General features: G+C 70.9%; 21 protein-coding genes and 1 tRNA gene. 5 read left to right on the plus strand and 17 right to left on the minus strand.

What is annotated here, in order from left to right; translation table 11 throughout:
* Positions 1–67: 67 nt before the first annotated feature.
* The 7 genes from AC2XR2_RS07665 to pgsA all read right to left on the minus strand — a co-directional run bounded on the left by AC2XR2_RS07665 (position 68) and on the right by pgsA (position 6,141).
* The gene (locus AC2XR2_RS07665) at positions 68–820 is read right to left on the minus strand and encodes a YebC/PmpR family DNA-binding transcriptional regulator (protein WP_123759533.1); all 753 of its coding nucleotides are present in this window, start codon (positions 818–820) and stop codon (positions 68–70) included.
* 49 nt (positions 821–869) lie between these two features.
* Entirely contained in the window at positions 870–1,475 is a 606-nt protein-coding gene (gene pdxT, locus AC2XR2_RS07670; protein ID WP_449350164.1) for a pyridoxal 5'-phosphate synthase glutaminase subunit PdxT, read from the minus strand.
* Positions 1,476–1,481: 6 nt separating this feature from the next.
* Entirely contained in the window at positions 1,482–2,387 is a 906-nt protein-coding gene (gene pdxS / locus AC2XR2_RS07675; protein WP_123759535.1) for a pyridoxal 5'-phosphate synthase lyase subunit PdxS, read from the minus strand.
* A 136-nt stretch (positions 2,388–2,523) separates the two neighbouring features.
* On the minus strand, positions 2,524–3,066 hold the full coding sequence (locus AC2XR2_RS07680) for a LemA family protein (protein WP_330268162.1): 543 nt from the start codon (positions 3,064–3,066) through the stop codon (positions 2,524–2,526).
* A gap of 293 nt (positions 3,067–3,359) precedes the next feature.
* The gene (locus AC2XR2_RS07685) at positions 3,360–4,529 is read right to left on the minus strand and encodes a glycosyltransferase family 4 protein (protein ID WP_381308063.1); all 1,170 of its coding nucleotides are present in this window, start codon (positions 4,527–4,529) and stop codon (positions 3,360–3,362) included.
* Complete coding sequence (locus tag AC2XR2_RS07690; protein ID WP_356600080.1) at positions 4,526–5,443, minus strand: phosphatidylinositol mannoside acyltransferase; 918 nt, start codon at positions 5,441–5,443, stop codon at positions 4,526–4,528. The genes AC2XR2_RS07685 and AC2XR2_RS07690 overlap by 4 nt, the downstream gene beginning before the upstream one ends.
* Positions 5,440–6,141 carry a phosphatidylinositol phosphate synthase gene (gene pgsA / locus AC2XR2_RS07695; RefSeq protein WP_330268159.1) on the minus strand — a complete coding sequence of 234 codons (702 nt, stop codon included), beginning with the start codon at positions 6,139–6,141 and terminating at the stop codon, positions 5,440–5,442. Before pgsA ends, AC2XR2_RS07690 begins: the two co-directional genes overlap by 4 nt.
* A gap of 273 nt (positions 6,142–6,414) precedes the next feature.
* Here pgsA and AC2XR2_RS07700 point away from each other — a divergent pair, with 273 nt between their 5' ends.
* Positions 6,415–8,613, plus strand: coding sequence for an elongation factor G-like protein EF-G2 (locus tag AC2XR2_RS07700; RefSeq protein WP_449350226.1), 2,199 nt, complete (start codon positions 6,415–6,417; stop codon positions 8,611–8,613).
* 206 nt (positions 8,614–8,819) lie between these two features.
* Positions 8,820–10,481, plus strand: a complete 1,662-nt coding sequence (locus tag AC2XR2_RS07705) for an AbeC-like domain-containing protein (RefSeq protein ID WP_491514637.1) — start codon at positions 8,820–8,822, stop codon at positions 10,479–10,481.
* 45 nt (positions 10,482–10,526) lie between these two features.
* On the opposite strand, the gene AC2XR2_RS07710 is transcribed toward AC2XR2_RS07705, so the two are convergent.
* Positions 10,527–11,087 (minus strand): HIT family protein, encoded by a 561-nt coding sequence (locus AC2XR2_RS07710; protein WP_381308051.1) that lies wholly within the window; start codon positions 11,085–11,087, stop codon positions 10,527–10,529.
* Between the two features lie 67 nt (positions 11,088–11,154).
* On the opposite strand from AC2XR2_RS07710, the gene AC2XR2_RS07715 reads away from it, so the two are divergent.
* A complete protein-coding gene (locus AC2XR2_RS07715) occupies positions 11,155–11,859 on the plus strand; it encodes a potassium channel family protein (RefSeq protein WP_491514638.1) in 705 nt (234 codons plus the stop codon).
* A gap of 29 nt (positions 11,860–11,888) precedes the next feature.
* Here AC2XR2_RS07715 and thrS read toward each other — a convergent pair whose 3' ends face one another.
* The 3 genes from thrS to AC2XR2_RS07730 all read right to left on the minus strand — a co-directional run bounded on the left by thrS (position 11,889) and on the right by AC2XR2_RS07730 (position 15,766).
* Positions 11,889–13,865 carry a threonine--tRNA ligase gene (gene thrS / locus AC2XR2_RS07720; protein WP_330268155.1) on the minus strand — a complete coding sequence of 659 codons (1,977 nt, stop codon included), beginning with the start codon at positions 13,863–13,865 and terminating at the stop codon, positions 11,889–11,891.
* A gap of 90 nt (positions 13,866–13,955) precedes the next feature.
* Positions 13,956–15,203: a hypothetical protein gene (locus AC2XR2_RS07725; RefSeq protein ID WP_491514639.1), complete on the minus strand. Its 1,248-nt coding sequence runs from the start codon at positions 15,201–15,203 to the stop codon at positions 13,956–13,958.
* Positions 15,200–15,766: a DUF4365 domain-containing protein gene (locus AC2XR2_RS07730; protein ID WP_123759543.1), complete on the minus strand. Its 567-nt coding sequence runs from the start codon at positions 15,764–15,766 to the stop codon at positions 15,200–15,202. The genes AC2XR2_RS07725 and AC2XR2_RS07730 overlap by 4 nt, the downstream gene beginning before the upstream one ends.
* 191 nt (positions 15,767–15,957) lie before the next feature.
* On the opposite strand from AC2XR2_RS07730, the gene AC2XR2_RS07735 reads away from it, so the two are divergent.
* Positions 15,958–16,683, plus strand: a complete 726-nt coding sequence (locus AC2XR2_RS07735; RefSeq protein WP_381308043.1) for a 3'-5' exonuclease — start codon at positions 15,958–15,960, stop codon at positions 16,681–16,683.
* Between the two features lie 317 nt (positions 16,684–17,000).
* Here AC2XR2_RS07735 and AC2XR2_RS07740 read toward each other — a convergent pair.
* Both AC2XR2_RS07740 and AC2XR2_RS07745 read right to left on the minus strand, forming a co-directional pair.
* A tRNA-Val gene (locus AC2XR2_RS07740) sits at positions 17,001–17,072 on the minus strand.
* Between the two features lie 39 nt (positions 17,073–17,111).
* Positions 17,112–17,558 (minus strand): SRPBCC family protein, encoded by a 447-nt coding sequence (locus AC2XR2_RS07745; protein WP_491514640.1) that lies wholly within the window; start codon positions 17,556–17,558, stop codon positions 17,112–17,114.
* Between the two features lie 48 nt (positions 17,559–17,606).
* On the opposite strand from AC2XR2_RS07745, the gene AC2XR2_RS07750 reads away from it, so the two are divergent.
* Positions 17,607–20,111: an SCO7613 C-terminal domain-containing membrane protein gene (locus tag AC2XR2_RS07750; protein ID WP_491514641.1), complete on the plus strand. Its 2,505-nt coding sequence runs from the start codon at positions 17,607–17,609 to the stop codon at positions 20,109–20,111.
* Between the two features lie 70 nt (positions 20,112–20,181).
* On the opposite strand, the gene AC2XR2_RS07755 is transcribed toward AC2XR2_RS07750, so the two are convergent.
* From AC2XR2_RS07755 to AC2XR2_RS07770, 4 genes are all read right to left on the minus strand, one after another.
* Positions 20,182–22,920, minus strand: coding sequence for an exo-rhamnogalacturonan lyase family protein (locus AC2XR2_RS07755; RefSeq protein WP_491514642.1), 2,739 nt, complete (start codon positions 22,918–22,920; stop codon positions 20,182–20,184).
* Between the two features lie 92 nt (positions 22,921–23,012).
* A complete protein-coding gene (locus AC2XR2_RS07760; RefSeq protein WP_330268149.1) occupies positions 23,013–23,606 on the minus strand; it encodes a hypothetical protein in 594 nt (197 codons plus the stop codon).
* Between the two features lie 10 nt (positions 23,607–23,616).
* Positions 23,617–24,489 carry a carbohydrate ABC transporter permease gene (locus AC2XR2_RS07765; RefSeq protein WP_491514643.1) on the minus strand — a complete coding sequence of 291 codons (873 nt, stop codon included), beginning with the start codon at positions 24,487–24,489 and terminating at the stop codon, positions 23,617–23,619.
* Positions 24,486–25,442, minus strand: coding sequence for a carbohydrate ABC transporter permease (locus AC2XR2_RS07770; protein WP_330268147.1), 957 nt, complete (start codon positions 25,440–25,442; stop codon positions 24,486–24,488). The genes AC2XR2_RS07765 and AC2XR2_RS07770 overlap by 4 nt, the downstream gene beginning before the upstream one ends.
* Positions 25,443–25,454 lie beyond the last annotated feature (12 nt).

Here is a 25,454-nt window from a genome sequence, read left to right on the forward strand (position 1 = left end):
CGGTGGGGTGTGTCCCACCGGCCCGCCGGATCCGCTGAACTCGCGGCAGCGTCACGCGTCGACGGCGTTACGCGTCGACCTTCTCCATGACCTCGTCGCTGACGTCAAAGTTGGCAAAGACGTTCTGGACGTCGTCGCTGTCCTCGAGGGCGTCGATCAGCTTGAAGATCTTCTTGGCGCCTTCCTCGTCCAGCTCGACCTGCATGGTCGGGACGAAGTTGGCGTCGGCGGAGTCGTAGTCGATCCCGGCGTCCTGGAGGGCGGTGCGGACGGCGACCAGGTCGGTGGCCTCGCTGAGGATCTCGAACGACTCACCCAGGTCGTTGACCTCCTCGGCGCCCGCGTCCAGGACGGCACCGAGGACGTCGTCCTCGGTGAGCTCGCCCTTGGGGACGATGACGACGCCCTTGCGGTTGAAGAGGTACGACACCGAGCCCGGGTCCGCCATGGAGCCACCGTTGCGGGTCATGGCGACGCGGACGTCGGAGGCGGCACGGTTGCGGTTGTCGGTGAGGCACTCGATGAGCACCGCGACGCCGTTCGGGCCGTAGCCCTCGTACATGATCGTCTCGTAGTCGGCGCCGCCGGCCTCGAGGCCACCGCCACGCTTGACCGCGGAGTCGATGTTCTTGTTCGGGACCGACTGCTTCTTGGCCTTCTGGATGGCGTCGTAGAGGGTCGGGTTGCCCTCGATGTCGACTCCGCCCATACGGGCCGCGACCTCGATGTTCTTGATCAGCTTCGCGAAGAGCTTGCCGCGCTTGGCGTCGATCACGGCCTTCTTGTGCTTCGTCGTAGCCCATTTAGAGTGGCCGGACATCTGCCTGTCTCCTTCGCGTAACCCATCCAAACAACGAACGCCTGCGATCCTACAAGGACTCAGGCGCCCGGTTGGCGCGCACCATGTCGACAAAGAGGGCGTGCACGCGGTGGTCGCCGGTCAGTTCCGGGTGGAACGACGTGGCGAGCGCGTTGCCCTGGCGTACGGCGACGATGTGGCCGTCGTGCTCGGCGAGCACCTCGGTCTCGGCACCGACGGATTCCACCCAGGGGGCGCGGATGAAAACGCCCTCTACAGGATCGCCCTCGACGCCCGTCACGTCGACCGCCGCCTCGAAGGACTCGTTCTGACGTCCGAAGGCGTTGCGGCGCACGATCATGTCGATGCCGCCGATCGTCTCCTGGCCCGAGCGCGGGTCGAGGATCTTGTCGGCGAGCATGATCAGGCCCGCGCAGGTGCCGTAGACGGGCATGCCGGCCCGCACGCGCGCGCGTAGGGGTTCCATCAGGCCGAACAGGACGGCCAGCTTGGAGATGGTGGTGGACTCGCCGCCGGGGACGACGAGGCCGTCGACCTCGGCGAGTTCCTCCGGGCGCCTGACCGGCCTGGCCACGGCGTCGGCCGCGGCCAGGGCCACCAGGTGCTCCCGGACGTCGCCCTGGAGGGCCAGGACGCCTATGACAGGAGTGCTCATCGGTGGTTACCAGCCGCGGTTGGCGTAGCGCTCGGTCTCGGGGAGGGTGTCGCAGTTGATGCCGACCATGGCCTCGCCGAGGTTGCGGGACGCGTCCGCGATGATCTTCGGGTCGTCGTAGAAGGTGGTGGCCTTCACGATGGCGGCGGCGCGCTTGGCCGGGTCGCCGGACTTGAAGATGCCGGAGCCGACGAAGACGCCCTCGGCACCGAGCTGGCGCATCAGCGCGGCGTCGGCGGGGGTGGCGACGCCACCGGCGGAGAACAGCACCACGGGGAGCTTGCCGAGCTCGGCGACCTCCTTGACGAGCTCGTAGGGGGCGCGCAGCTCCTTGGCGGCGGCGTACAGCTCGTGGTTGTCGTAGCCGCGCAGCCTGGCGATCTCGTTCTTGATCTGGCGCAGGTGGCGGACGGCCTCGACGACGTTGCCGGTGCCGGCCTCGCCCTTGGAGCGGATCATGGCCGCGCCCTCGGCGATGCGGCGCAGGGCCTCGCCCAGGTTGGTGGCACCGCAGACGAAGGGGGTCGTGAAGGACCACTTGTCGGAGTGGTTGACCTCGTCGGCGGGGGTGAGGACCTCGGACTCGTCGATGTAGTCGACGCCGAGGGACTGCAGGACCTGGGCCTCGACGAAGTGGCCGATGCGGGACTTCGCCATGACCGGGATGGACACGGCCTCGATGATGCCCTCGATCATGTCCGGGTCGGACATGCGGGCCACGCCGCCGTCCTTGCGGATGTCCGCGGGGACCCGCTCCAGGGCCATGACGGCGACGGCGCCCGCGTCTTCCGCGATCTTCGCCTGCTCCGGCGTGACGACGTCCATGATCACGCCGCCCTTGAGCTGCTCCGCCATACCGCGCTTCACGCGCGCGGTGCCGGTCTCGGGAGCCTGGTTCTCGGTGCTGGACACGGGTTGACCTCGCTGAAGTGAAAAGAGGATTTGTGCAGCACCGAGGAAACGTCATCGGACCAGGCCACAGCAAGGGCCAATGGGGAGCCGGTGGATCGTTTTTGCCCCCTCTGGCCTCCTCCGGCCCCTTCAGGCCCTACGCGCCCCGGTCGACCAGCGCCGCGGGCGGCTCGTCGTCCATCTCGAAGGCCATCGGGAAGGGGGCGTGGCCGGCCAGGCGGAACCAGCGGACCTTGCGGTGCTCGCGGAGCCGGCGGGCCGCTCCCACCGCGTCGTTGTGGAAGCGGCGGGCCATCGGGACGCGTCGTACGGCCTCGGTGAGCTCATGGGCCGCCGACTCCCCGCCGGGCGCCTCTCGTACGGCCTCCACCTGGGCCGGTTCCGCGAACACGGCCCGCAGCGCCTGGCTCAGCTCGCTCTCGGCGACCTCCCGCTGCTCCTCCTCGGCCTGCCGTGCCGCGTGCGCGGCCTCGTACAGCACGATCGACGCGGCCGGGTCGAGCACGCCGGAGGTGGCCAGCTCCTGCGTGACCGACGCCCGACGCACCAACTGCGCGTCCAGCGCGGCACGAGTGGCGTCGATCCTGGCGTGCAGCCGGTCGAGACGGCCCGCGGTCCAGCTGAGGTAGAGCCCGATCGCGAAGAGCGCGACGAGGACCCAGATGAGGGTGGGAGTCACGGGGAGCAAGGCTATCGGGGCGGGGTGGGGTGGGGGCGGCTAGGCCCGGGGGCGTGGCCGCCCGAGGCCGACCCCAGCCGCGCCCGCAGCCCGGTCCCCGTGGTACCAACCCAGCCCGGACCAGTGCAACCGCGCCCGGGCCGACCTCCCGGCGCCGCTCAGTCCCGCGTCGGGCCGGGCACTCCCGCAGGCCCCGTCCCAGATCCAGCCACTCCCGCAGGCCCCGTCTCTCAGTGCCGGCCCAGTGCTGGACCCACCCGGCAGCGCCCCAAGCTCCACGGACCAGGCGCCGCTCAGTCCCGTGCCAGTCCCAGCCTGGCCCGCAGCCCCGTCCCCCGGTCGTCGTCCGCCGCTGCCACCGCTGCCGCGCCCGCCGTCACCGTCTCGTACACCGACAGGATGTCCGCGCCGACCGTCGACCAGTCGAAGCGGCGGACGTGGGCGCTGCCCCGCTCGCGCAGTTCGGCCAGGCGGGACGGGTCGCCGAGGAGTCGTACCGCCGCGTCCGCCAGCGCGTCCGCGTCCTCGTTGGCGAAGAGCTCGCCGGCCGTGCCGTGGTCCAGGACCTGGGCGAAGGCGTCCAGGTCCGAGGCCAGTACCGGGGCGCCCGCCGACATCGCCTCGACCAGGATGATCCCGAAGCTCTCGCCGCCGGTGTTGGGGGCGATGTACAGGTCGACACTGCGCAGGAAGCGGGCCTTGTCCTCGTCGCTGACCATGCCGAGGAACTCCACCCGCGCGCGCAGCTCCTCGGGGAGGGACTCCACGGCCTCCTCCTCGTCGCCGCGCCCCGCGACCAGGAGCCGCGTCCCGGGGCGCTCGGCGAGGATCTTCGGCAGGGCCTTCATCAGGACCGGCAGGCCCTTGCGGGGCTCGTCGATGCGGCCCATGAAGCCGATCGTGCCGCCCTGCCACTCGGGCTTCGGCTCGGCCTTGGCGAAGAAGTCGACGTCCACGCCGTTAGGGATCACCACCGCGTCCCCGCCGAGGTGCTCGACGAGCGTGCGACGGGCGTACTCGCTGACCGCGATCCGCGCGCTGATCTTCTCCAGGGCGGCCTGGAGGATCGAGTACGCGGCGACCATGACCCGGGAGCGCGGGTTCGAGGTGTGGAAGGTGGCGACGATCGGGCCCTGTGCGATCCAGCAGGTCAGCAGGCCGAGGGACGGCGAGGACGGCTCGTGGATGTGGACCACGTCGAACTCACCGTCGTGCAGCCAGCGGCGCACCCGTGCCGCCGACAGGAAGCCGAAGCTCAGCCGGGCCACCGAGCCGTTGTAGGGCACCGGCACCGCACGCCCGGCCGAGACGACGTACGGCGGCAGCGGGGTGTCGTCGTCGGCGGGCGCGAGGACGGACACCTCGTGGCCGAGGCGGATGAAGTACTCGGCGAGGTCGCGGATGTGGAACTGGACGCCTCCCGGCACATCCCAGGAGTACGGGCAGACGATGCCGATCCTCACGGGCGCGCCCCGTCCGACGGGCGGGGCTCGAGGTCCTTCAGCCACAAGCGCTGCAGCATGTGCCAGTCCTCCGGATGGTCGGCGATCCCGGTGGCGAAGGCATCGGCCAGCGCCTGTGCCATGACAGACGTCTTTTCGGCCCGGGTACCTGACTCGGGCACCTCGACCGGGGGATGCACCCTGCCCTGCATGACGGGCGAGTCGTCGTACCAGAGTGTCACCGGCAGCAGCAGCGCGCCCGTCTGCTGGGCCAGCAGGGCCGGGCCCGCGGGGATGCGGGTCGCCTCGCCGAAGAACCGGACCTCGACCCCGGAGGACGACAGGTCCCGCTCGGCGACCAGGCAGACCAGGCCGCCGTCGCGCAGCCGCCGGGCCAGCGTGCCGAAGGCGGTGCCGCCGCTGTGCGGGAGGACCTCCATGCCGAGGCCCTCGCGATAGGCGACGAAACGGTCGTACAGCGTCTCCGGCTTGAGCCGTTCGGCGACCGTGGTGAACGGCGTCTCCAGCTTGGTGGTGACCCAGGCGCCGGCGAGGTCCCAGTTGGCCATGTGCGGCAGCGCGAGGATGACGCCCTTGCCGGCCGCGAGCCCGTCGGTGAGGTGGTGCAGGCCCTTGGGGTCGAACCCGGCCTTGATGCGGTCCTTGCTCCAGGCCGGCAGCCGGAAGGACTCCATCCAGTAGCGCAGGTACGACCGCATGCCCGCGCGCGAGAGCTCGGCGAGGCGCTCGGGGCTCGCGTCGGGCACCACGCGCGCGTAGTTGCTCTCCAGCCGCAGGACGCCCTTGCCGCGCTGCTTCCAGGCCAGGTCGGCGATGCTCCGGCCGAGGCGCACGGCGACCGGTTCGGGGAGCTTCTTGACCACGCCCCAGCCGAGGCCGTACAGCGAGTCCGTCAGCCGGTCCTGGGCGCTCACTTCGCGGCCTCGCTCCCCTGCTGCCGGGGCTTCTCCTCGGTAGGGGCCGCCTCGGCGGCAGCGGCGGCCTCCTCGGCCTCCGCCGACTCCCGGCGGACCGTGACCACCCGCTGGATCAGCGTGACCAGGCTGCCGACGGCGACGATCCACAGGGCGACCGGCAGCAGGTACTGGATGCCCGGCACGCCGAACTTGTGCAGGCCCGCGAGACCGGCCGCGACCAGCGAGATCACCAGGCGCTCGGCGCGCTCCACGAGGCCGTTGACGGCGACCGGCAGTCCGATCGACTCGCCTCGGGCCTTGGTGTACGACACCACCTGGCCGCTGGCCAGGCAGAAGATGGAGACCGCGCACAGGGCGATGTCGTCGCCGCCACCGGCGTACCAGAGGGCGAAGCCGCCGAAGATCGCGCCGTCGGCGACGCGGTCCAGCGTGGAGTCGAGGAAGGCGCCCCAGCGGCTGGAGCGGCCGAGCTGCCGGGCCATGTTGCCGTCGACGAGGTCGGAGAACACGAACAGCGTGATCACGACCGTGCCCCAGAAGAACTCGCCCATGGGGTAGAAGACCAGCGCGCCCGCCATCACGCCGGCCGTGCCGAGGAGCGTGACCGTGTCGGGGCTGACGCCCCTTCTGATCAGAAATGAGGCGAACGGGGTGAGGACACGCGTGAAAAATGCACGCGCGTACTTGTTCAGCATGGCCTTCCCGACGGTCGGTGTGGCCGGCTCGGCCCCTGCTGGCCACCGGCTGGCCCATCGTAGCCACGCGCGCGCGTGGGCGGCGGCCGGGCACCCGGAGCACATGTCACGGGCGTGCCGCACCCGGGTCACGGTGGGATCGCGTCCGTCGTATGGACGCACCGTGACGGGAGTGGAAAGCTCGAAGGACCGCGGGCGTCACCGGAGCCGCACCGCACGCGGGTCCGCATGTCCGCGCCCACAATGACCTCACCGTGCACGGGAGGCAAGGCCATGGGCGACAAGGCGAACGCACACCCCGGAGCCGCCGGCAGGGCAACAGCGGCCGACCACCCCGCGTCCGTACGGAATGTGGTGCTGGTCGGCCACTCCGGTTCGGGCAAGACGACATTGGTGGAAGCTCTCGCGCTGACGGCGGGAGCAGTGAACCGGGCGGGCCGCGTGGAGGACGGCGGCACCGTCTCGGACTACGACGAGATCGAGCACCGGCAGCAACGCTCGGTACAGCTCTCCCTGGTGCCCGTCGAATGGGACGGGTACAAGATCAACCTTCTGGACACCCCCGGATACGCCGATTTCGTCGGTGAGCTCAGGGCCGGTCTGCGAGCGGCGGACGCGGCCCTTTTCGTCGTCTCGGCCTCGGACGGGGTGGACGGCTCCACGCGCATGGTGTGGGAGGAGTGCGCGGCCGTCGGGATGCCCCGCGCGATCGTCGTCACGCACCTGGAGGCCGCGCGGGCCGACTTCGAGGAGATGACCCGGATCTGCGCGGAGACCTTCGGCGGCGACGACCCCGACGCCGTACTGCCGCTCTATCTGCCCCTGCACGGCCCGCAGGGGCCCGACGGGCACGCGCCCGTGACGGGGCTGACCGGGCTGCTGTCGCAGAAGGTGTTCGACTACTCCTCCGGGGAGCGCAAGGAGTCCGAGCCGGGCGAGGACCTGCTGCCGGAGATCGAGGAGGCCCGCAACCGGCTCATCGAGGGGATCATCTCGGAGAGCGAGGACGAAACCCTCATGGACCGCTATCTGGGCGGCGAGGAGATCGACTTCAAGACGCTCGTGGAGGACCTGGAGCGGGCCGTCGCGCGCGGGGTGTTCCATCCGGTCCTGGCGGCCGCTCCCGCCACCGACGGCGCCAAACAGGGCATCGGCACGGTCGAGCTGCTGGAACTGATCACCGGTGGGTTCCCCACGCCGTTCGAGCACCCCACACCGGGCGTCACGACCATCGACGGCAAGCCGCGCGAGATCAAGGCGTGCGACACCGAGGGCCCGCTGGTCGCGGAGGTCGTGAAGACCGCGTCCGACCCGTACGTCGGCCGGATCTCGCTGGTACGGGTCTTCTCCGGGACGCTGCGCCCCGACGAGACGGTCCATGTCTCCGGGCACGGCCTCGCCGACCGCGGGCACGAGGACCACGACGTCGACGAACGCATCGGCGCGCTGTCCGCACCCTTCGGCAAGCAGCAGCGCCAGCTCTCGCACTGCATCGCGGGCGACCTCGCGTGCGTGGCGAAGCTCAGCCGCGCGGAGACCGGCGACACCCTCTCCGCCAAGGACGACCCGCTGCTGATGGAGCCCTGGGAGATGCCCGACCCGCTGCTGCCGCTCGCCATCCAGGCGCACAGCAAGGCGGACGAGGACAAACTCTCCCAGGGCCTGGCCCGGTTGGTCGCCGAGGACCCGACCATGCGGCTCGAACAGAACCAGGACACCCACCAGGTGGTGTTGTGGTGCCTGGGCGAGGCGCACGCCGACGTGGCGCTGGAGCGGTTGCGCAGCCGCTACGGCGTGCAGGTGGACGTCGTACCGCACCGGGTGTCGCTGCGGGAGACGTTCGCCGACAAGGCGGCCGGGCGCGGGCGGCACGTCAAGCAGTCCGGTGGGCACGGGCAGTTCGCCATCTGCGAGATCGAGGTGGAGCCGCTGCCGGGCGGTTCGGGCATCGAGTTCGTGGACAAGGTCGTCGGCGGCGCGGTGCCGCGGCAGTTCATCCCGTCCGTCGAGAAGGGCGTACGGGCGCAGGCCGCCAAGGGGGTCGCGACCGGCCATCAGCTCATCGACGTCCGGGTGACGCTCCTGGACGGCAAGGCGCACTCCGTGGACTCCTCGGACGCCGCGTTCCAGACGGCGGGCGCGCTGGCGCTCAGGGAGGCGGCGGCCGACGCGCGGATCCATCTGCTGGAGCCGGTCGCCGAGGTGTCCGTGCTGGTCGGTGACGACTACGTGGGCACGGTGATGAGCGACCTGTCCGGGCGGCGCGGCCGGGTGCTCGGCACCGAGCAGACCAACGGCGGGCGCACGCTGATCAAGGCCGAGGTGCCCGAGATCGAGATCGGCCGGTACGCGGTCGACCTGAGGTCCCTGTCGCACGGCACCGCGCGTTTCAGCCGTTCCTACGCGCGGCACGAGCCGATGCCGCCGCAGATCGCCGAGAGGATTCGTGAAGAGGCGAGGGCCGCCTCGTAGTTGGGCCGGGGCGCCGCACAAGTGGCGTTCGGCGCCCCGCGGGTGACGTTTGTGGAACGCTCCCCTCCGAATCGGCGGGCGGCTTCGGCCGTCCGCCGATCTTTGTCAGTGCGGAGCGATACGCTGATGACCTGATCAACAGGTGTGCGGAGTACGGAAGTCGGGAAGGCCGCAGTGGGTGAGTCCGGCGGCGATCGGGGGCGGGAATGACCGTTGACAGCGGCTACGCGGACATCTTCGGTCCGCAGGTGCCGCGCACCGGCGACGAGGCACAGACGGCGACCTTCGCCCTGGCCTCGGCGGCCTATCGGGACAATCCGGTGGAGGAGATCCTCAAGGCCAACAACGAATGGCACGAGTCGGCCGTCAAGGGCGGCCGCAAGTGGGCGAAGATCTTCCGTCCCAACCTGGGCGAGGCCTTCTCCACAGCGGTGATCACCCGCATGCTCGGCAAGGGCCGCAAGCCCCTCATCCAGTCCTTCGGGGCGGAGCCGCAGGTCGTGGTGGAGCACTGTCTCGCGGCCAACAACATCCGCCGGGACCGGGACAACTGGCTGACGGCCGTCATGGTGCTGTGCGGGCTGCTGTTCCTGCCCGGGCTGCTGGTCTGGCTGCTGATCTTCACCCTGCGTACCAATGTCGCAAGGCGCGAGGACAAGCAGGCCGGCGCGCTCGCCACCGCGTTGCTGGTCGCGGTGGGCGCGCTCGCCGTGCTCTTCCTGATCAAGATGCCGTTCGCGGGCTTCTGGGGCCTGTACGCACGCGCGTGCGTGGTCCTGCCCGTGATCGGCTGGTTCTGGGCCAAGCAGATCTGCGAGCGCACCGCGCGGGACCTGCGGGAGCGCTGGGCCAGCCTGCTGGCCGGCAGCAGCGTGGGCGCCAAGGTGCCCGAGGCGGTGCCGAGCAACCCCGGCGAGACCGCGGCCGAGCAGCTGCGCCAGTCCCTCGCGCACCTCAGTGCCGAGCAGCAGTCCAACTCGGTCTTCTACGCCGGCCCCAAGGGGATACTCGGCATGGGCACCCGCTGGGGCAGCTGGCAGCTGGCCGAGGACCTGGTGTCCGCCGACCCGACCCGGGAGATCCACCCCTTCCGCAGCTGGGACGTCGTCCGCTCCATCCACGACCAGCTGCGCATGCTGGAGCGCAACACCATCAACACGGGCGGCTTCCCGAAGCCGTCGGTACGGCACTGGATCGTCACCCCGATCGCGGAGGGCGCGAAGGAGGTGTCCCGGCCCGGGGGCACCGACGTGGACGCGTACCAGGTCAAGAGCCACGCCATACAGGACATCTGCAACAAGCAGCAGTTCGGCGGCGGCGACCGGCACTACCTGGGCGTGCAGTGGACGCTCTGGGAGGGCCAGCTGGTCCTCACCATGCTGATCACCGTGACCGTGCTGCACGAGACGCTGCGCATCGAGGTCACCGGGCACGCGCTGGGGCCGGTGCACGGACTGTTCACGTCGAAGCCGGCCGCCAAGGAGAAGGAGGTCGCCAAGTCGATCCGGTTCTGGGAGACCCGCAAGGTCAAGCTGCCGCTGGTCGACGCCGACGAGGTGGTCCGCCTCGCGGCCCGGGCGCCCCTGACCCGGTATCCCCCGCTGCTCAACTGGCTCGGCGGCTCCCTCGCCCTGCCCGAGCCGTTCGGTCTCCGGCACGCCTGGGCGGACCGGCCGTGGCGGCACCGCTTCATGGCCGACGACGCGCTGCGCGCGGCCACTCCGGTCCTGCGGGTCGTGCACTCCGCGGCGATACGGGTGCTGGCGGAGAACGGCGTGGACACCGAGAAGTTCGGCACGCGCGCGGGGTTCCTGAGCACGCAGGTGCAGGACGTGTCCCCGAGGAAGGCGGACGTGTACGACGCGTAGGTGTGATGAGGGGGCCGGGAACACACCGGCCCCCGCGTCACGGCGTCACGCGCTCGGCCAGGCCTCCGACAGCATCTTCCGGGTGTCCCCCAGCAGCTGCGGCAGCACCTTCGTGTGGCCGACGACCGGCATGAAGTTCGTGTCGCCGCCCCAGCGCGGGACGATGTGCTGGTGGAGGTGGGCGGCGATGCCGGCCCCGGCGACCGTGCCCTGGTTCATGCCGATGTTGAAGCCGTGCGCACCGGAGGCCGTGCGCAGGGCCGTCATCGCCTGCTTGGTCAGCGCGGCCAGTTCGGCGGTCTCCGGCTCGGTGAGGTCCGTGTAGTCGGCCACATGACGGTAGGGCACGACCATGAGGTGGCCGCCGGTGTAGGGGTAGAGGTTGAGCACCGCGTACACCAGTTCGCCGCGCCGGACGATCAGGCCGTCCTCGTCGGACTTGGCCGGGATCGAGCAGAAGGGACAGCCGTCGTCGGCACCCGGGCCGGTCGGCTTGTTCTCGCCCTGGATGTAGGCCATCCGGTGGGGTGTCCACAGACGCTGGAACGCGTCCTGCGTCCCCACTCCCCACTGCTGCTCCGGCTCACTCGTCATGCCATGCAGCATATGGCTTCGCCCGTTCGCGCCGTGTCGGCGGGGTTGTGCGAAAAGCAGCCCGGGCCAAGCTGGGAAAGTGGACGACGACACCGGCACACACCCGCACAGTGAAGGGCCCGAGGGCGACGACGGCGCCGCTCGCCTGACCCGCTGGGAGCGCGGCACCGAGATCCCCCTCGGCATCGCGTCACTGGCCTTCCTCACCTCGTACGCGCTCCGTGTCCTGGCCCCCGGCCTCCCGGACACCCTGCTCGACGTCTGCCTGGCCGTGACCTTCGCCGCCTGGGCGCTGTTCGCCGTCGACTACGCCGTGCGCTGGCACCTCAGCGGACAGCGGCTCCGCTTCGTACGGACGCATGTGCTGGACACCGTCGTCCTGCTGCTGCCCCTGCTGCGCCCTCTCCGGGTCGTCAAGGTGTACGAGGCCGTGCAGCGCCGGCACGGGCAGCCCCGTCTCGCCCTGCACGCGCGCGTGATCGTGTACTCCGGTATGTCGACCCTCCTGCTGGGCTTCACCGGTGCCCTCGCCGTCTTCCAGCAGGAGCGCGACGCCCCCGGGACGACCATGCCCACCTTCGGCGACGCCGTCTGGTGGACCTGTGCCACCCTCACCACCGTCGGCTACGGCGACGTGGTCCCCGTCACTCCACTCGGACGCCTGATCGCGGTCGGCGTGATGATGATCGGGCTGGCCCTGCTCGCCGCCGTGACCGGCACCTTCGCCTCCTGGCTGCTCCAGGTGTTCGCCCGCGAGGACGACGAAAGGCCCCCGGGGAACTGAACTCCCCGAGGGCCCGCCGTACGGCAGCGTCAGACCTGCGCCCGCTCCTCCACGACCTTCACGATCTTCGCGATGGCCTCGTCGAACGGGATGCCGTTCTCCTGCGAGCCGTCGCGGTAGCGGAAGGAGACCGAGCCGCCCGCCATGTCCTCGTCGCCCGCGATGACCATGAAGGGCACCTTCTGCTTCTGGGCGTTGCGGATCTTCTTCTGCATCCGGTCGGACGAGGAGTCCACCTCGACCCGCAGCCCCTGCTTCTTGGCCGCGGCCGCGAACTTCTCCAGGTACTCGACGTGCGTGTCGCCGATCGGGATGCCGACCGCCTGGACCGGGGCCAGCCACGCCGGGAAGGCGCCCGCGTAGTGCTCCAGGAGCACCGCGAAGAACCGCTCGATGGAGCCGAACAGCGCACGGTGGATCATGACCGGGCGCTGCTTGGAGCCGTCGGGCGAGGTGTACTCCAGCTCGAACCGCTCCGGCAGGTTGAAGTCCAGCTGGATCGTCGACATCTGCCAGGTCCGGCCGATCGCGTCCTTGGTCTGGACGGAGATCTTCGGCCCGTAGAAGGCGGCACCGCCCGGGTCCGGGACCAGCGGCAGGCCCTGCTTCTCGGCGACCTGGCGCAGGGTCTCGGTCGCCTCCTCCCAGACCTCGTCCGAGCCGACGAACTTCTCCGGGTCCTTGGTGGACAGCTCCAGGTAGAAGTCGGTCAGGCCGTAGTCCCGCAGCAGGCCGAGGACGAAGGTGAGCGTCTTGTCGAGCTCCTCCGACATCTGCTCGCGCGTGCAGTAGATGTGGGCGTCGTCCTGCGTGAAGCCACGCGCACGCGTGAGGCCGTGCACGACACCCGACTTCTCGTACCGGTACACGGTCCCGAACTCGAACAGCCGCAGCGGCAGTTCACGGTACGAGCGGCCGCGCGCGTCGAAGATCAGGTTGTGCATCGGGCAGTTCATGGGCTTGAGGTAGTAGTCCACGCCCTCGTCGAGCTGCATGGGCGGGTACATGCCGTCGGCGTACCAGTCCAGGTGCCCGGACTGCTCGAAGAGCTTCCCCTTCGTCGCGTGCGGGGTGTAGACGAACTCGTAGCCCTCCTCCTCGTGGCGGCGGCGCGAGTAGTCCTCCATGACCCGGCGGATGATGCCGCCCTTGGGGTGGAAGACGGCGAGGCCCGAGCCGATCTGCTCCGGGATGGAGAACAGGTCGAGTTCGGAGCCCAGCTTGCGGTGGTCGCGCTTCTCGGCCTCGGCGAGGAAGTCGAGGTACGCCTTCAGCTCGTCCTTGGTCGGCCACGCGGTGCCGTAGATGCGCTGGAGCATGGGGTTCTTCTCGCTGCCACGCCAGTAGGCGGCCGCGTTGCGCATCAGCTTGAACGCCGGGATGTTGCGGGTCGAGGGCAGGTGGGGACCGCGGCAGAGGTCCTTCCAGCACAGGTCGCCGGTCTTGGCGTCCAGGTTGTCGTAGATCGTCAGCTCACCGGCGCCGACCTCGACGTCCGCGCCGTCGTCGGAGGAGGCAGAGCCCTTGAGACCGATCAGCTCCAGCTTGTACGGCTCGGAGGCGAGCTCCTCGCGGGCGGCCTCGTCGGTCACCACACGGCGGCTGAAGCGCTGGCCGCGCTTCTGGATCTCCTGCATCTTCTTCTCGATGGCCTTGAGATCCTCGGGCGTGAACGGCTTCTCAACGTCGAAGTCGTAGTAGAAACCGTCCTTGACCGGCGGGCCGATGCCCAGCTTGGCCTCGGGGAAGAGCTCCTGCACGGCCTGCGCCATGACGTGCGCGGTGGAGTGGCGCAGGATGTTCAGGCCGTCCTCGGAGGAGATCTCGACACCTTCGACGGTCTCGCCGTCGGCCACCACGTACGCGAGGTCCTTGAGCTCGCCCCCCACGCGCGCGGCGACGATCGAGCGCTCGCCGGCGAAGAGCTCGGCGGCCGTAGTGCCCGTCGTCACCACGCGCTCTTCCCGCTCGGAATCGCGTTGGATGATCACACGGACGTCTGACACCGGTCTCTCCTGACTGAAGGCGGATGCGGCGCCATACCGGGAGCGCGCGCAATAGGGGATCGTACCGACCCGGCCCCCACCTCCGCGAAATCAGTCCCCGGGGAAGACCTCCCCGCCGGGCCCCCCGCAGGCCTCCTCGAAGAAGGCCCCCTTCTCTGCGTGCTCCCGCAGGGACTTCATCAGCCGGTCCCGCTCGGCCTCGTCGACCTGCACGGGCACCACTCCGGTGGCCCCGGTGAGCCTGCGGAAGCCGCCCCGGCTCTCCAGCCGGCCGTGCACCCGCACCGGCAGCCCCGCGAGGTGGGCGTGCCCGGCGATCCGGTACGCCTCCTCGTCCAGCGTCAGTCTCAGGTGCGGGATCTCGGCACCGGCGATCACCCGCAACCGTACCGACCCGTCCCCGCGCGGCCCCGACCTGCGCATCCGTACGACCGTGCCGGTGATCCGCACCGGGACGGCGGGCTCCTCGCGCAGGAAGCGGGCCCCTGCCTCGCGCAGCGCGGGCAGGTCGCCCGGCGAGAACTCGACGGCCTCGGAGCGCGCCGCGCACCCCGCGGGCACCCCGGCCGCGGGCGCCCACTCGACGGCGACCCGCGCGCCCTCGGTCCCGCGCACCAGCGAGATCAGCGCCTCGGTGAGCTCCCGGCTGACGCCCGTCTCGACGGCCCCGTCGAAGGCGTCCATGCCGCCGGTGGCCCGCTGGTAGTCGATGGCCTCGCGGGCGGCGTAGAGGGCCTGGTGGAGGCGGACGGCGAGCGGCCGGCCGCTGTCGACGGGCACGAAGGCGGTGAGCCTGCGGCCCCCGTCGGCCGAGCCGACCAGGACATTGTCCAGGGACGCGGCTGCCGTACGGCGGTAACGGGCGCCGTAGTAGCCGGCACGCGCGCGGGTGGCGAGGGCGCCCGCGAGCAGGGTCTGGCGGGCGGCGGAGCGCAGTTGCTCCTCGACCGACCAGGAGCCGGCGTCGGCGGGGCCGGTCGGGACGTCCCGCCACCAGCGGATCTCGTCGCTGGGCACGGCGAGTCCCACGAGCACCTCGCGCGCGGAGGGTGTGCCGCTGCGGGACAGGGCGACGAGGGCCTCGCCGAGCAGGTCCTCGCTGTCGGGGAAGGCGCGGCTCTCGGGCACGAGCAGGCTGGTCCCGCTCGCACCCGGTCCCGGTGAGGTCCAGCGGCCGTAGCGGCCGGGGGCGCCGCCGCGGCGCTGCCAGCCGTGCCGGTGCAGCAGGGCGCTCAGGACGGCGGGGTCGACCTCGTCGGGGCTCGGCGAGCGGTCCCAGTGGGCCTCCGGGTGGGGGCGGACCGCACGCAGTGGCTCCTCCAGCGGGCGGTGGGTCATGGTCTGCCTCCCGTCCCGACCCGCGTCATGATCTCGCACAGGGCCCGGTCGTCGAAGATGCGGTTGGTGGGGATCCGCACGGTGGTCCGAGTGCGGCCGGTGATCGGGTGGCCGGCCAGGTTGACCCAGTAGCAGCAGTGCCGCAGGTCGAGGCGGTCGTGGCTGGCGCGCAGCCAGTCGTCCTGAGCTCTCGGGACGAGCATGACCACCAGGATCTTGTGGACCGACACCGGGGTGCGGGCGAGTTTGCGCAGGTGGTCGTTGTCGAGCGTGAAGGAGAAGAAGCGGCCCGGGGGGTTGGGCGCGACCTGGTAGGTGCATTTGAGCTGCACCTTGATGGTGACCTCGTCGTCGACGGTGTGTCCGGGCGAGCCGTGGCTGACGTGCCAGTCGATGCCGTTGTCCGGGAAGGGCTGGGACAGCGAGCAGCCGGCCGCCGCCGCGACGGCGTGCAGATAGCCCACCTGCAATGTCTCCATGCAGGCGGTGGTGGCGAGCGTGCCGCGAAGGGGTCCCGTACGTTCGGGCAGCAGCCCGCCCCGCTCGGGCTGCGCTATCGCCATGACCAACAGCCTTCCAAGCCAAGTGACATGCCCGCACAGGGGCCACATGAATCGCACACCGGGCCGCTGAACTGCAAAGACCCGTACTCCTGTTGTGTCCTTCCGGCGTACGGCGCAAACAGCCCGGGTATCACCAAACAGGCAGAAGACGGTGCGTCAGCTGCCGTGGGTGAACGAGGGGTTGTGTTGGTATGACGTGCTGGTACGAGGGGCCCCTGGCCGCTTTCGACACGGAGACCACGGGCGTGGACGTCGAGACCGACCGCATCGTGTCGGCCGCCGTCGTCGTCCAGGACGCGGCGGGCACCCGGCCACGGGTGAGCCGGTGGCTGGTCAATCCGGGTGTGCCGGTGCCCGCCGGGGCGACGGCGGTGCACGGTCTGACGGACGAGCATCTCCAGCGCAACGGCCGCTGGCCGGCGCCGGTGATGTTCGAGATAGCCGAGGCACTGGCGGAGCAGGCCGCGGCGGGCCGTCCGCTGGTGGTGATGAACGCGCCGTTCGATCTGACGCTGCTCGACCGGGAGTTGCGCCGCCATCGCGCCTCGTCCCTGGACCGCTGGCTGGACTCCACACCGCTGCTGGTGCTGGATCCGCGGGTCCTCGACAAGCACCTGGACCGTTACCGCAAGGGCCGCCGCACCCTCACCGACCTGTGCGCGCACTACGGCGTGGAGCTGGACGGCGCGCACGACGCGGCGGCCGACGCGCAGGCCGCGCTGGATGTCGTACGCGCCCTGGGGCGCCGTTTCGCCGCCCGGCTGGAGCGGCTCGCACCCGCGGAGCTGCACAACCTCCAGGCGGTCTGGCACGCGGCCCAGGCGCGGGGCCTCCAGGCGTGGTTCGCGCGCAGCGGCCAGGAGGAACTGGTGGACCCGGCGTGGCCACTGCGCCCGGACTTCCCGGCAGCGGCGTGAGAGAACCGGCCACCTGACCGGACCCGGCGGGGCGTTGTGGTGCTCAGGCGCCGGACCGTCCCCGCCGCCGACGTCCCCTGAGGAGGATCCGCCGCCGCTCGAACCGCTGGATCCACTGGAACCGGAGGTCGTGCTGCCGGCGGACAGCACGACCGCGACGAGCAGGACGTCGGTCAGGTCGGGCGAGAAGCGCCGCCCCGCGCGCGGCACCGACGTCGAGGCGGCGACGGCCTGGCCCCGCTCTTCATGACGCCCCCACAGACATGATCACTGGACACAAAAAACCGGCCTGCTGACGCAGACCGGTTTTTTCCGGGTGGGCGATACTGGGTTCGAACCAGTGACCTCTTCGGTGTGAACGAAGCGCTCTCCCACTGAGCTAATCGCCCGGGAACGCACTGAACAATACAGGTCCCCGCGGCGTTCCTTCAAACCGCTTCCAAGTACGCGACCAGCCCCCGCCGTCCGGCGCGCATCATGAGCCGGTGGTTGGCCAGGAAGACCGGCCGTCCGGGCACGGCGAAGCGCCGGAGGAGCGGCTTGTTGACCTCGGTGACCTGGTCGTAGTGGGCGAGCGTGCCGTCGCCGTGCGCGGTGAGGGTCCAGCGTGCCCAGCCCTCCAGGTCCCCTTCCATCGCGATCTCCAGCACCCCGGCCGCAGGGTCGCGCCGCACCTCGCGGGCCGTGAAGACCAGGTCGTACGGCAGGGTGGCGCGGATGGTGATGAGGCCGCTGGTGTCGTCGAGTCGTCGGACCTCGCGGACCTGGGGCCACCAGCGGGGGTACTCCTCGGCGCGCTCCAGGACGTCGTAGACGACGGCGGGCTTCGCGGGCAGGGACCACAGGCTGCGGAAACGGTAACGGGTCCAGTCCATGCGCAGAGTCTGGCACCGGATCCGAGTACGTATTGAGTACGCGTACTCATGTCGCCGCGCGTGACCCAGCCCACACTTCAGGGCATGACGCACATCCCGCCCCCGGCCGAGGAGCTGCGGCTCCTCGACGCCGAGCTGTGGCAACTGGACGCCCGCCGGGCCCAGTTGCTGGCCCGTCGGGCCTGGCTGGTCGCCGCGCTCCAGCAGCACCGGACGCCTCGGACCCGCCAGTCTCCCGAGCCGCAGTGGCAGGCACCACGGCCCACCGGAGCCGTGCCCGCCGCCCCTCGCCCCGAGGCGAGCGCCCCGAGCGTGCAGAACGTGCTCCTGGTCCTCGGCGGTGTCCTGCTGACGGTCGCGGCGATGGTGTTCACGCTGGTCAGCTGGGGTCATCTGGGCATCACCGGCCGGGCCCTGGTGCTCGGCGCGGTCACCGTGGCGGCACTCGGGGCCCCGCTCCTCCTGCTGAAGCGCGGGCTGCGCTCGACGGCCGAGTCGGTGGCGGGCCTGGGCCTGGCCCTGACGGTCCTGGACGCGGTCGCCCTGCACGGAGCCGTGTTCCTGGAGACCCCCGGCGCCCCCTACACGGCCCTCGCCGCCACGCTCCTGGCCGGTCTGTGGACCGCGTACAGCTTCCTCCCGGGCGCCGACACCCTGCGTCTGCCGCGTCCCGCCGCCCTGGTCGCGGCCCAACTCCCGCTGTTCTTCTGGGCGATCGCGGCCGACGCGGGCTCCTTCGGGCTCACGGCCGCCCTCCTGGTGACGGCCGGGTGCGACACGGTCGTCGCGCTCCGGGTGACGTCCAGGTCCGTGCGCGTGGTCGCCGCGATCGGCGCGTACGGCGTGGGCGGCTCGGGCGCACTGGCCGCCGGCTGGCTGACCTGGTCGGCCTCCGGCCCGAGCGCCGCCGCCCGTGCGGCGGCGCTCCTCCTCCTCGCGGGCGCGATCACGCTGGGCGCCGCCTGGCAGGGCAGCCGTACGGCGACCCGCGCGCCCGGCGAGGAGCAGTCCCTCGGTCTCGCCCTCACCGCCGGTCTGCTCGCGGTGGCCGCCCTCGGCGGAGTGGCCCGGTCCGCGCTGCCCGGGGTGTGGACGGTCCCGGTCCATCTGGCCCTCGGCATCGCCCTGTTGGCGGCGCTACGGCCGGCCCGGCTGCCGGAGACGGTACGGCGAGGGCTGCTGTGGGCGTCCGGTGTCGTGCAGGCGCTGTCCCTCCTGTGGACGCTGCCCGTCGTCGGCGTGGTCGTGCTGGGGCCGCTGTCCTGGGCCTCACAGGCGTGGACCGGCGCTCCTCCGGACGCCCGCGCCGCGGTGACGTCCCACCTGACCTGGCCGCCGTACGCCGGGACGATCCCGCTGGTCCTGGCGGCACTGGCCGGCGTCCTCGTCCTGGCCGTGCGCGACACGACCTGGCGTCCGAGGGCGCTGACGGCCGCCCCGGTCCTGGCCTTCGCCGCGCTCCTCACCGTCCCGGCGGTGCTGGAACTCCCCTACGGTGCCGCCCTGTTGATCCAGGGCGCGGCGACGGCGGGAGCCCTGGCGATGGCCGTCCTGCGCCCCGGGCTCTCCACTCCCGTCCTGCGGCCCGGGCCCGCCCCTCTCGTCCCGCGGTCGGGGCTCGCCGCTCTCGTCCCGGCGCTCGTGGCCTCCGTGAGCCTCGCCTTCCTGTCCCTGGCCACCCAGCCCGCGACCCTCGCCACGCTGGGCGCCCTGGTCGTGCTGTTCGCGGCGGCTTCTTGGCGGGCCGCGCCCGTCACCGCACCGGCCGCCCTCGGGTACGCCGCCGCCCTGGCCTGCGCGACCGGCGCCGCCGCCGGCTGGTCGGCCCCGCACACGGCCCTGCTCGTCCTGGCGGTCCCCGCGGCCGCAGCCCTGCTGGCCTGGCGGCTCGACGGCTCCCCCGCGACCGTGCCGATCGAGCTGGCCGGAGCCGTGACCGGGCTGGTGGCCGTCGCCCTGGCCGCGACCGACCTCCCGATGCTCGCCCTGGTCCTGGCCCTGTGCGCGGTGATCACCGCGGGCACGGCGATCCGCGAGGACCGCCGCCCCCTCGGCTACGCGGCCACCGCGCTGTTCCTCCTGGCGACCTGGGTCCGGCTGGCGGCCTGGGAGGTCGACATCCCCGAGGCGTACACACTCCCGGTCACGATCCCGGCCCTGCTCGTCGGCCACCTCCGCAGGCGGCGCGTCCCGGAGACCTCGTCCTGGACGGCGTACGGCCCGGGTCTGGCCGCCACTCTCCTGCCGAGCCTGGTCATGGCCTGGGACGACCCCGGCTGGACCCGCCCGCTGCTGCTGGGCCTGGCGGCGCTGTCCCTCACTCTGCTGGGCGGCGGCTACAGCCTCCAGGCCCCCTTGGTCCTGGGCGGCTCGGTCCTGACCCTGGACGCCCTCCATGAACTGGCCCCGTACATAGTCCAGGTGGCGGACGCCCTCCCCCGCTGGGTTCCCCCGGCGCTGGCAGGCCTCCTGCTCCTCGCCCTGGGAGCGACCTACGAGCGCCGGATCAGGGACGTCCGAAGGATGCGGGACTTCCTGGGAAGCCTGCGCTGAACCCACCCAGGGGCGCGGGGAACTGCGCGACCAGCCACGATGGTCGCGCAGTTCCCCACCGCCTCAGCCCCTACGAAGGCATCTTGTCCCCAAGAAGCGCCAGGTTCTCGATAGCGGCAAGCCCGTACAGAGCGGTGTCATTGGTCGACACCCAAGCCGCCTCACTACCCGCCACCAGAGCCACCGGCCCGCTCAACGCCTCCGTCCTCCACGGCGCCGACTCCTTGTACCCGTCGGAGTTGTAGAACTTGTCCCACGCCCGAGCGGCCAGCTTCGCGTCCCCGGTCTTCACCGCCGCGTACGCGTCGAGCCGCGAGTGCCCCTGGAACAGCAGCAGCGTCCCGAAGTTGGAGCCGTACCGCGCCGCCTGCTCGGCCTTCGTCGCGTTGAAGTACCGGCAGTAGTCGAAGTAGACCTCGTTGAACTTCGGCATGTCGACGAGGTCGATGAGCTCGGCGCACAGCTCGTTGAGCCCGAACACGGCGGACAGGTGGGACACGCCCACCACCGGCGCCGAGGCCACCGCGAACTTGCCCGTGTCGAGGTCGTACAGCCCACTGCCCTGCACGAACCCGTTGGGCTGCGCGGCGATGCCCTCCATGGTCGACAGCACGCGCGCCTTGGCCTTCTCCCACTTCGACCCCTTGCGCTCCCACTCCGTCAGCCAGGCCGAGACCAGCCCGCTCCAGTCCGTGCCGAAACCGATCGACAGGGCGTGCCGGTCGGGCGTGTACGGATCGGTGCGTACCTTGCGTAGCGGGTCGAGTACGAGGAACGTCTCGTCGGAGTCGACGTTGGCGTGCATGAGGTCGCCGACACGCTCGTCCGCGGTGAGGAAGTAGTAGTAGCGGCGGTACGTCGTGTTGGCGATGCGCTGCTGCTTGGCACTGTCGGCGTAGTGCTGCACACCGTGCCGGGTGCCGAGACCCGCCCACTTGCCGAGGTGGTAGACGTCGACCTCACCGGTGTGCCGGGTCATGGACTCGGCGAACCGGAAGATGTCCGCGCGGCCCGACCTGAGGTACGCGAACCAGAGCCAGAGGTCGGGCGAGAGCTCGGAGTTGTCCCAGGCGTAGCCGCCGATGTCGTACCGCCACTGGTGCCTGACGGTGTCGTAGGTGTGCATGATGTCGCCGTGGTCCCAGAAGCCGTACCAACGGCGCTGCTCCACCTGGTCCTTGTAGTAGGTGAAGAGGAAGTCGAGGTGGTCCTCGATCTTCGCCTTGGCAGGGGTCGAGCGGTCCGGCTCGGAGTACAGGCCGGGGCCGAACACCTTCGCCTTGATGAGCTGCTTCGGCGGCGCGGCGAGCTGCGGCAACACCCGTACGGCCTCGACCTGTTCGGCGAGGGCCTCGGGCGTGGGCGTGGACTCGTTGGCCCAGAAGAGGAGTTCCGAGGTGCGGGCGATGCCGTAGGGCGTGCCGAACTCGGGTTCGTAGTCCTCGTAGGTGATGTTGAGGCCTTCGAGCTGTTCGGCGAAGGTGTCCTGGCCCATGCCGTCGTGGTAGAAGCGCAGGTCCATGGGCTGGGCCTCGGGTGACCAGAGCCAGAGGGTGACCTCGGCCTCGTCGGTCTGGGCGTCGCGGATGTCGAGCTGGGAGGGGTGGCGCTCCCAGAAGTCCCGCAGGCCGAAGGAGAGTCCGCCGCTCGCGCCGCCGACGTACCCGAACCCGGAGGCCCGACGGCCGCCGCCGGCGCCGATCCAGCCGTGCCCCTTCTTGGTGCGCTTGCGCACGGTGAAGCCGTCGGAGGAGAGCTGCGAGAGCGTGTAGTCGCCCCACTCGGGGATGTACTGGAGCCGGGTGGTGACCCGCTGGTCCCAGGTGGCGGGGTCGGGCAGCTTCTTGCCCGCGTACTGGGCCTCCTGCACGGCGATGCCGGGGTCGCGGCGCAGCCCGGTGATGCCCTTGACGGCCTCGCGCAGCAGACCGGTGCCCTCACCCCCGATGCGGATGTGGCGGTCGTACGACTGGTCGCGCATGGGGACGGTGAAGCGGACACCGAGCCCGCGGATGAAGTCGCCGCTGGCCTTGCCGGGCTCCTGGGTGCCGTCGTAGGTGATGGTGTGCACCATACGGAACGAGTCGGCGCCCGCGTAGAAGTAGAGGCGGATCGAGAACGGCAGCCAACTCCGGTTGCCCTTGCGGTGCTTGCCGTCGATCTTGACGACCGCGCGGACCGGGCCCGACTGCTCGACGGTGACCTCGGAGATGGCCCCCTCGAAGCGCTCGGTCCGGACCGTGCCCTGGTCCTCGTCCTCGATCTCGGGCTGACGGATCAGGACCAGCCGGCCGTTCTTGGCGATCTCCGTGGACCCGCGGGTGACCGACTTGATGAGGGTGGCGCCCGACTTGCCGATCTTCGCGGTGATGACACCCGTGGAGACGGTGATCGCGCCGCCGCTCTTGTCGACGGTGACCTTCTTGTCCGGTACGGCGGCCTCACCGGCCGTCAGGGACAGCTTGCCGTTGCCCGAACTGACGGCGTGGGCGGTCCACTTGAGCGATCCGTCGGGCCAGTAGGCGATCGGCCAGGACTGCACCGGTACGGCCTTGCCGTCCGCGTCGGTGACCGCGAACTTCTGGTCCTCCTGGTAGACGCCCTTGGGCCAGGGGACACCGACGGTGGAGCCGGGCGCGGCACCGAGGCCGCCGTCCTCCAGCCAGTCCAGGGTCACGGGAGAGTCGTCGGCCTCGGCGGCTCTCGGCGCGGCCTGCGCGTCCTTGGTCCCTAGCGCCCAGCTGAACTGCGCGGCGGCACCGGCGACGGCGGCGGCTTTGAGGATGGACCTGCGGGGGATGGGGGACATGGCCGTTCCTTTCCATGGACGGGCTGGTCAGGGGCATGACAGAGAGAGGTGCGACGCCGGGGGCGCCGACCCTGTGACAAGGGCACCGCTCGTCAGCGGCGCCGGTAGCGCTCCTCCACGGCGACGGCCGCCGCCGCGACGGCCCCGAGCACGGGGACCGCCAGCGGTGCGACGAACCCCGCGGTCAGGGCCACGACGGCCAGACCGGCGATGATCAGGAAGGACCCGGCGGGGTCGCGCAGGGTCCGCCGTACGGCGTCGGCGAGCAGCGCGCGCCAGGAGGCGCCCGGCGTCCAGACCGCCGTCGCGCGCAGCCCGGCCACCACGAGGCCGATCAGCGCCAGGAGTCCGACGGCTCCGACGAGCGGCCCGCCGGGGATCCCGGCCCGGGCGGCCTGGACGTCCACCCAGACCGCGGCGGCCGCGGCCCATCCGGCGACTCCGACGAGCCACCCGCGGCGCACGGCCGTACGGAAGTCCGCGGCGAACTCCCGCCAGCCGCCCGCCTCATGGCCCGTCCGGCGCCGCAGATGCCGGGCGCCGGCGGCGAAGGCCGCGGGGTAGGTGACGAGCCCGAGACAGCCCACGGCGATCCAGACGCCGGTGAGCAGGGTCTCGGCGAAGACCGCGAAGCGCTCACCGCCGAACACCGACGCCCTGCGGGCCTTCACACGCGCTTGCGCCATGCTGACCGCCTCACTTCAGTCCGGACGTGGCCATGCCGTCGATGAGGTAGCGCTGGAAGGCCATGAAGAAGGCGATGACCGGGATCAGCGCCACCAGCGACATCGCGATCATGCTGCCGTAGTTGGAGATGCCCTCCTGGTCGCGGAACATCATCAGGCCGAGCGAGACGGTGTACTTGTCGGGGGTGTTGAGGTAGATCAACGGCCCCATGAAGTCGTTCCAGGCGTTGATGAAGGTGAAGATCGCGCTGGTGATGAGGGCGGGCCGGCACAGCGGCAGCACGATCGACCAGTAGGTCCGCAGGTGCCCGCAGCCGTCCAGCTTGGCGGCCTCGTCCAGCTCGCGCGGCAGCCCGCGCATGAACTGCACCATCAGGAAGACGAAGAACGCCTCCGTGGCGAGGAACTTGCCGGCCACGAGCGGCACCAGCGTGTCGACCAGTTCCAGCTTGCGGAACATCACGTACTGCGGGATGAGCAGGACGTGGTACGGCAGCAGCAGCGTGCCGATCATCAGCGTGAACAGCAGGTTCCGCCCGGCGAACCTGATCTTGGCGAAGGCGTAGGCGGTCAGCGAGCTGGACAGCACGACACCGGCCACGGCGAGACCGGCGTAGATCAGCGAGTTGACGAAGAAGGTGCTGATGGAGATGCCGGAGATGCCGTCGGCCAGACCGGAGAAGTTCGCCCAGATCGGCTTGGCCGGCAGCAGGTCGATGCTGGCGATGATGTCCTTGCTCGGCTTGAACGAGGCACCGAGGACCCAGATCACCGGGTACAGGATGACCGCGAGGATGACGAGCGCGCCCACGTGCCAGGCGATCGATCCGAAGCGCCGCCGCTCGTTCGCGGTGCGCACGACAGGGCTGGTGGCGGTGGTCACTTGGCGGCCTCCTCGTAGTGCACCCACTTCTTCTGCGACCAGAACAGGACCGCCGTGACCAGCGCCACCGCCAGCACCAGCGTCCAGGCCATCGCGGCGGCGAAGCCCATCTGGGCCTCCTTGAAGCCCTTCTGGTAGAGGTAGCAGGTGTAGACGAGGGTGGCGTCGGCCGGCCCGCACTGGGTGTTGGAGACGACATAGGCGGAGCCGAACACCTGGAACGCGTGGATGGACTCCAGCAGCACGTTGAAGAAGAGCACCGGGGAGATCATCGGCAGCGTGATGTTCCAGAACCGCCGCAGGGGCCCGGCCCCGTCCATCTCGGCGGCCTCGTACAGCTCCTGCGGGACCTGCTTGAGGCCGGCCAGGAAGATGACCATCGGCGCGCCGAACTGCCAGACGCTCAGGGCCACCAGGGAGTACAGGACGTAGTCGGGGTTGCCGATCCAGCCGCCCACGTCGACGCCGAAGATCTTCTGCGTGCGGTCCACGATCGCGTCGTCCGAGAACAGCGCCCGCCACACGAAGCCCACGGAGACGCTGGCGCCGATGAGCGAGGGCATGTAGAACGCGGCCCGGTACAGGCCCTGTCCGCGCCGCTTCTGCGCGAGCAGCATGGCGACGCCCAGGGCCAGCAGCAGCTTGAGCGGGGTGGCCACGACGACGTACTTGAGCGTGACCTCCACCGACTTCTGCCAGCGCGGGTCCTGGAACATCGTCGTGAAGTTGTCGAGCCCTACCCACTCGGGCGGGGTGAACAGGTTGTACCGGGTGAACGCGTAGTACAGCGACGCGATCATCGGCCCCGCCGTGAGGACCAGGAACCCCGCGATCCACGGCGACATGAAGAGGTAGCCGACGAGGTTCTCGCGGCGCCGCCCGCGCCGCCCGGCGGCAGGAGCGGCGGGCCGCTTCTTCGCCGGGCGCACGGGCGCTTCCTTGACGAGCGTCATGGTGGTACGTCC

The sequence above is a fragment of the Streptomyces sp. LS-MS-L19 genome (assembly GCF_058382285.1).

Excerpts from the sequence above, each read along its gene's own strand:
- AC2XR2_RS07730 (WP_123759543.1), bottom strand. The coding sequence starts at position 15,766 with ATGGCGATAGCGCAGCCCGAGCGGGGCGGGCTGCTGCCCGAACGTACG.
- AC2XR2_RS07745 (WP_491514640.1), bottom strand. The coding sequence starts at position 17,558 with ATGGACTGGACCCGTTACCGTTTCCGCAGCCTGTGGTCCCTGCCCGCG.
- AC2XR2_RS07735 (WP_381308043.1), top strand. The coding sequence starts at position 15,958 with ATGACGTGCTGGTACGAGGGGCCCCTGGCCGCTTTCGACACGGAGACC.
- AC2XR2_RS07760 (WP_330268149.1), bottom strand. The coding sequence starts at position 23,606 with ATGGCGCAAGCGCGTGTGAAGGCCCGCAGGGCGTCGGTGTTCGGCGGT.
- AC2XR2_RS07710 (WP_381308051.1), bottom strand. The coding sequence starts at position 11,087 with ATGCTGCATGGCATGACGAGTGAGCCGGAGCAGCAGTGGGGAGTGGGG.
- pdxT (WP_449350164.1), bottom strand. The coding sequence starts at position 1,475 with ATGAGCACTCCTGTCATAGGCGTCCTGGCCCTCCAGGGCGACGTCCGG.
- pgsA (WP_330268159.1), bottom strand. The coding sequence starts at position 6,141 with ATGCTGAACAAGTACGCGCGTGCATTTTTCACGCGTGTCCTCACCCCG.
- AC2XR2_RS07755 (WP_491514642.1), bottom strand. The coding sequence starts at position 22,920 with ATGTCCCCCATCCCCCGCAGGTCCATCCTCAAAGCCGCCGCCGTCGCC.
- AC2XR2_RS07700 (WP_449350226.1), top strand. The coding sequence starts at position 6,415 with ATGGGCGACAAGGCGAACGCACACCCCGGAGCCGCCGGCAGGGCAACA.
- AC2XR2_RS07705 (WP_491514637.1), top strand. The coding sequence starts at position 8,820 with ATGACCGTTGACAGCGGCTACGCGGACATCTTCGGTCCGCAGGTGCCG.
- AC2XR2_RS07750 (WP_491514641.1), top strand. The coding sequence starts at position 17,607 with ATGTCGCCGCGCGTGACCCAGCCCACACTTCAGGGCATGACGCACATC.
- AC2XR2_RS07725 (WP_491514639.1), bottom strand. The coding sequence starts at position 15,203 with ATGACCCACCGCCCGCTGGAGGAGCCACTGCGTGCGGTCCGCCCCCAC.
- AC2XR2_RS07665 (WP_123759533.1), bottom strand. The coding sequence starts at position 820 with ATGTCCGGCCACTCTAAATGGGCTACGACGAAGCACAAGAAGGCCGTG.
- AC2XR2_RS07770 (WP_330268147.1), bottom strand. The coding sequence starts at position 25,442 with ATGACGCTCGTCAAGGAAGCGCCCGTGCGCCCGGCGAAGAAGCGGCCC.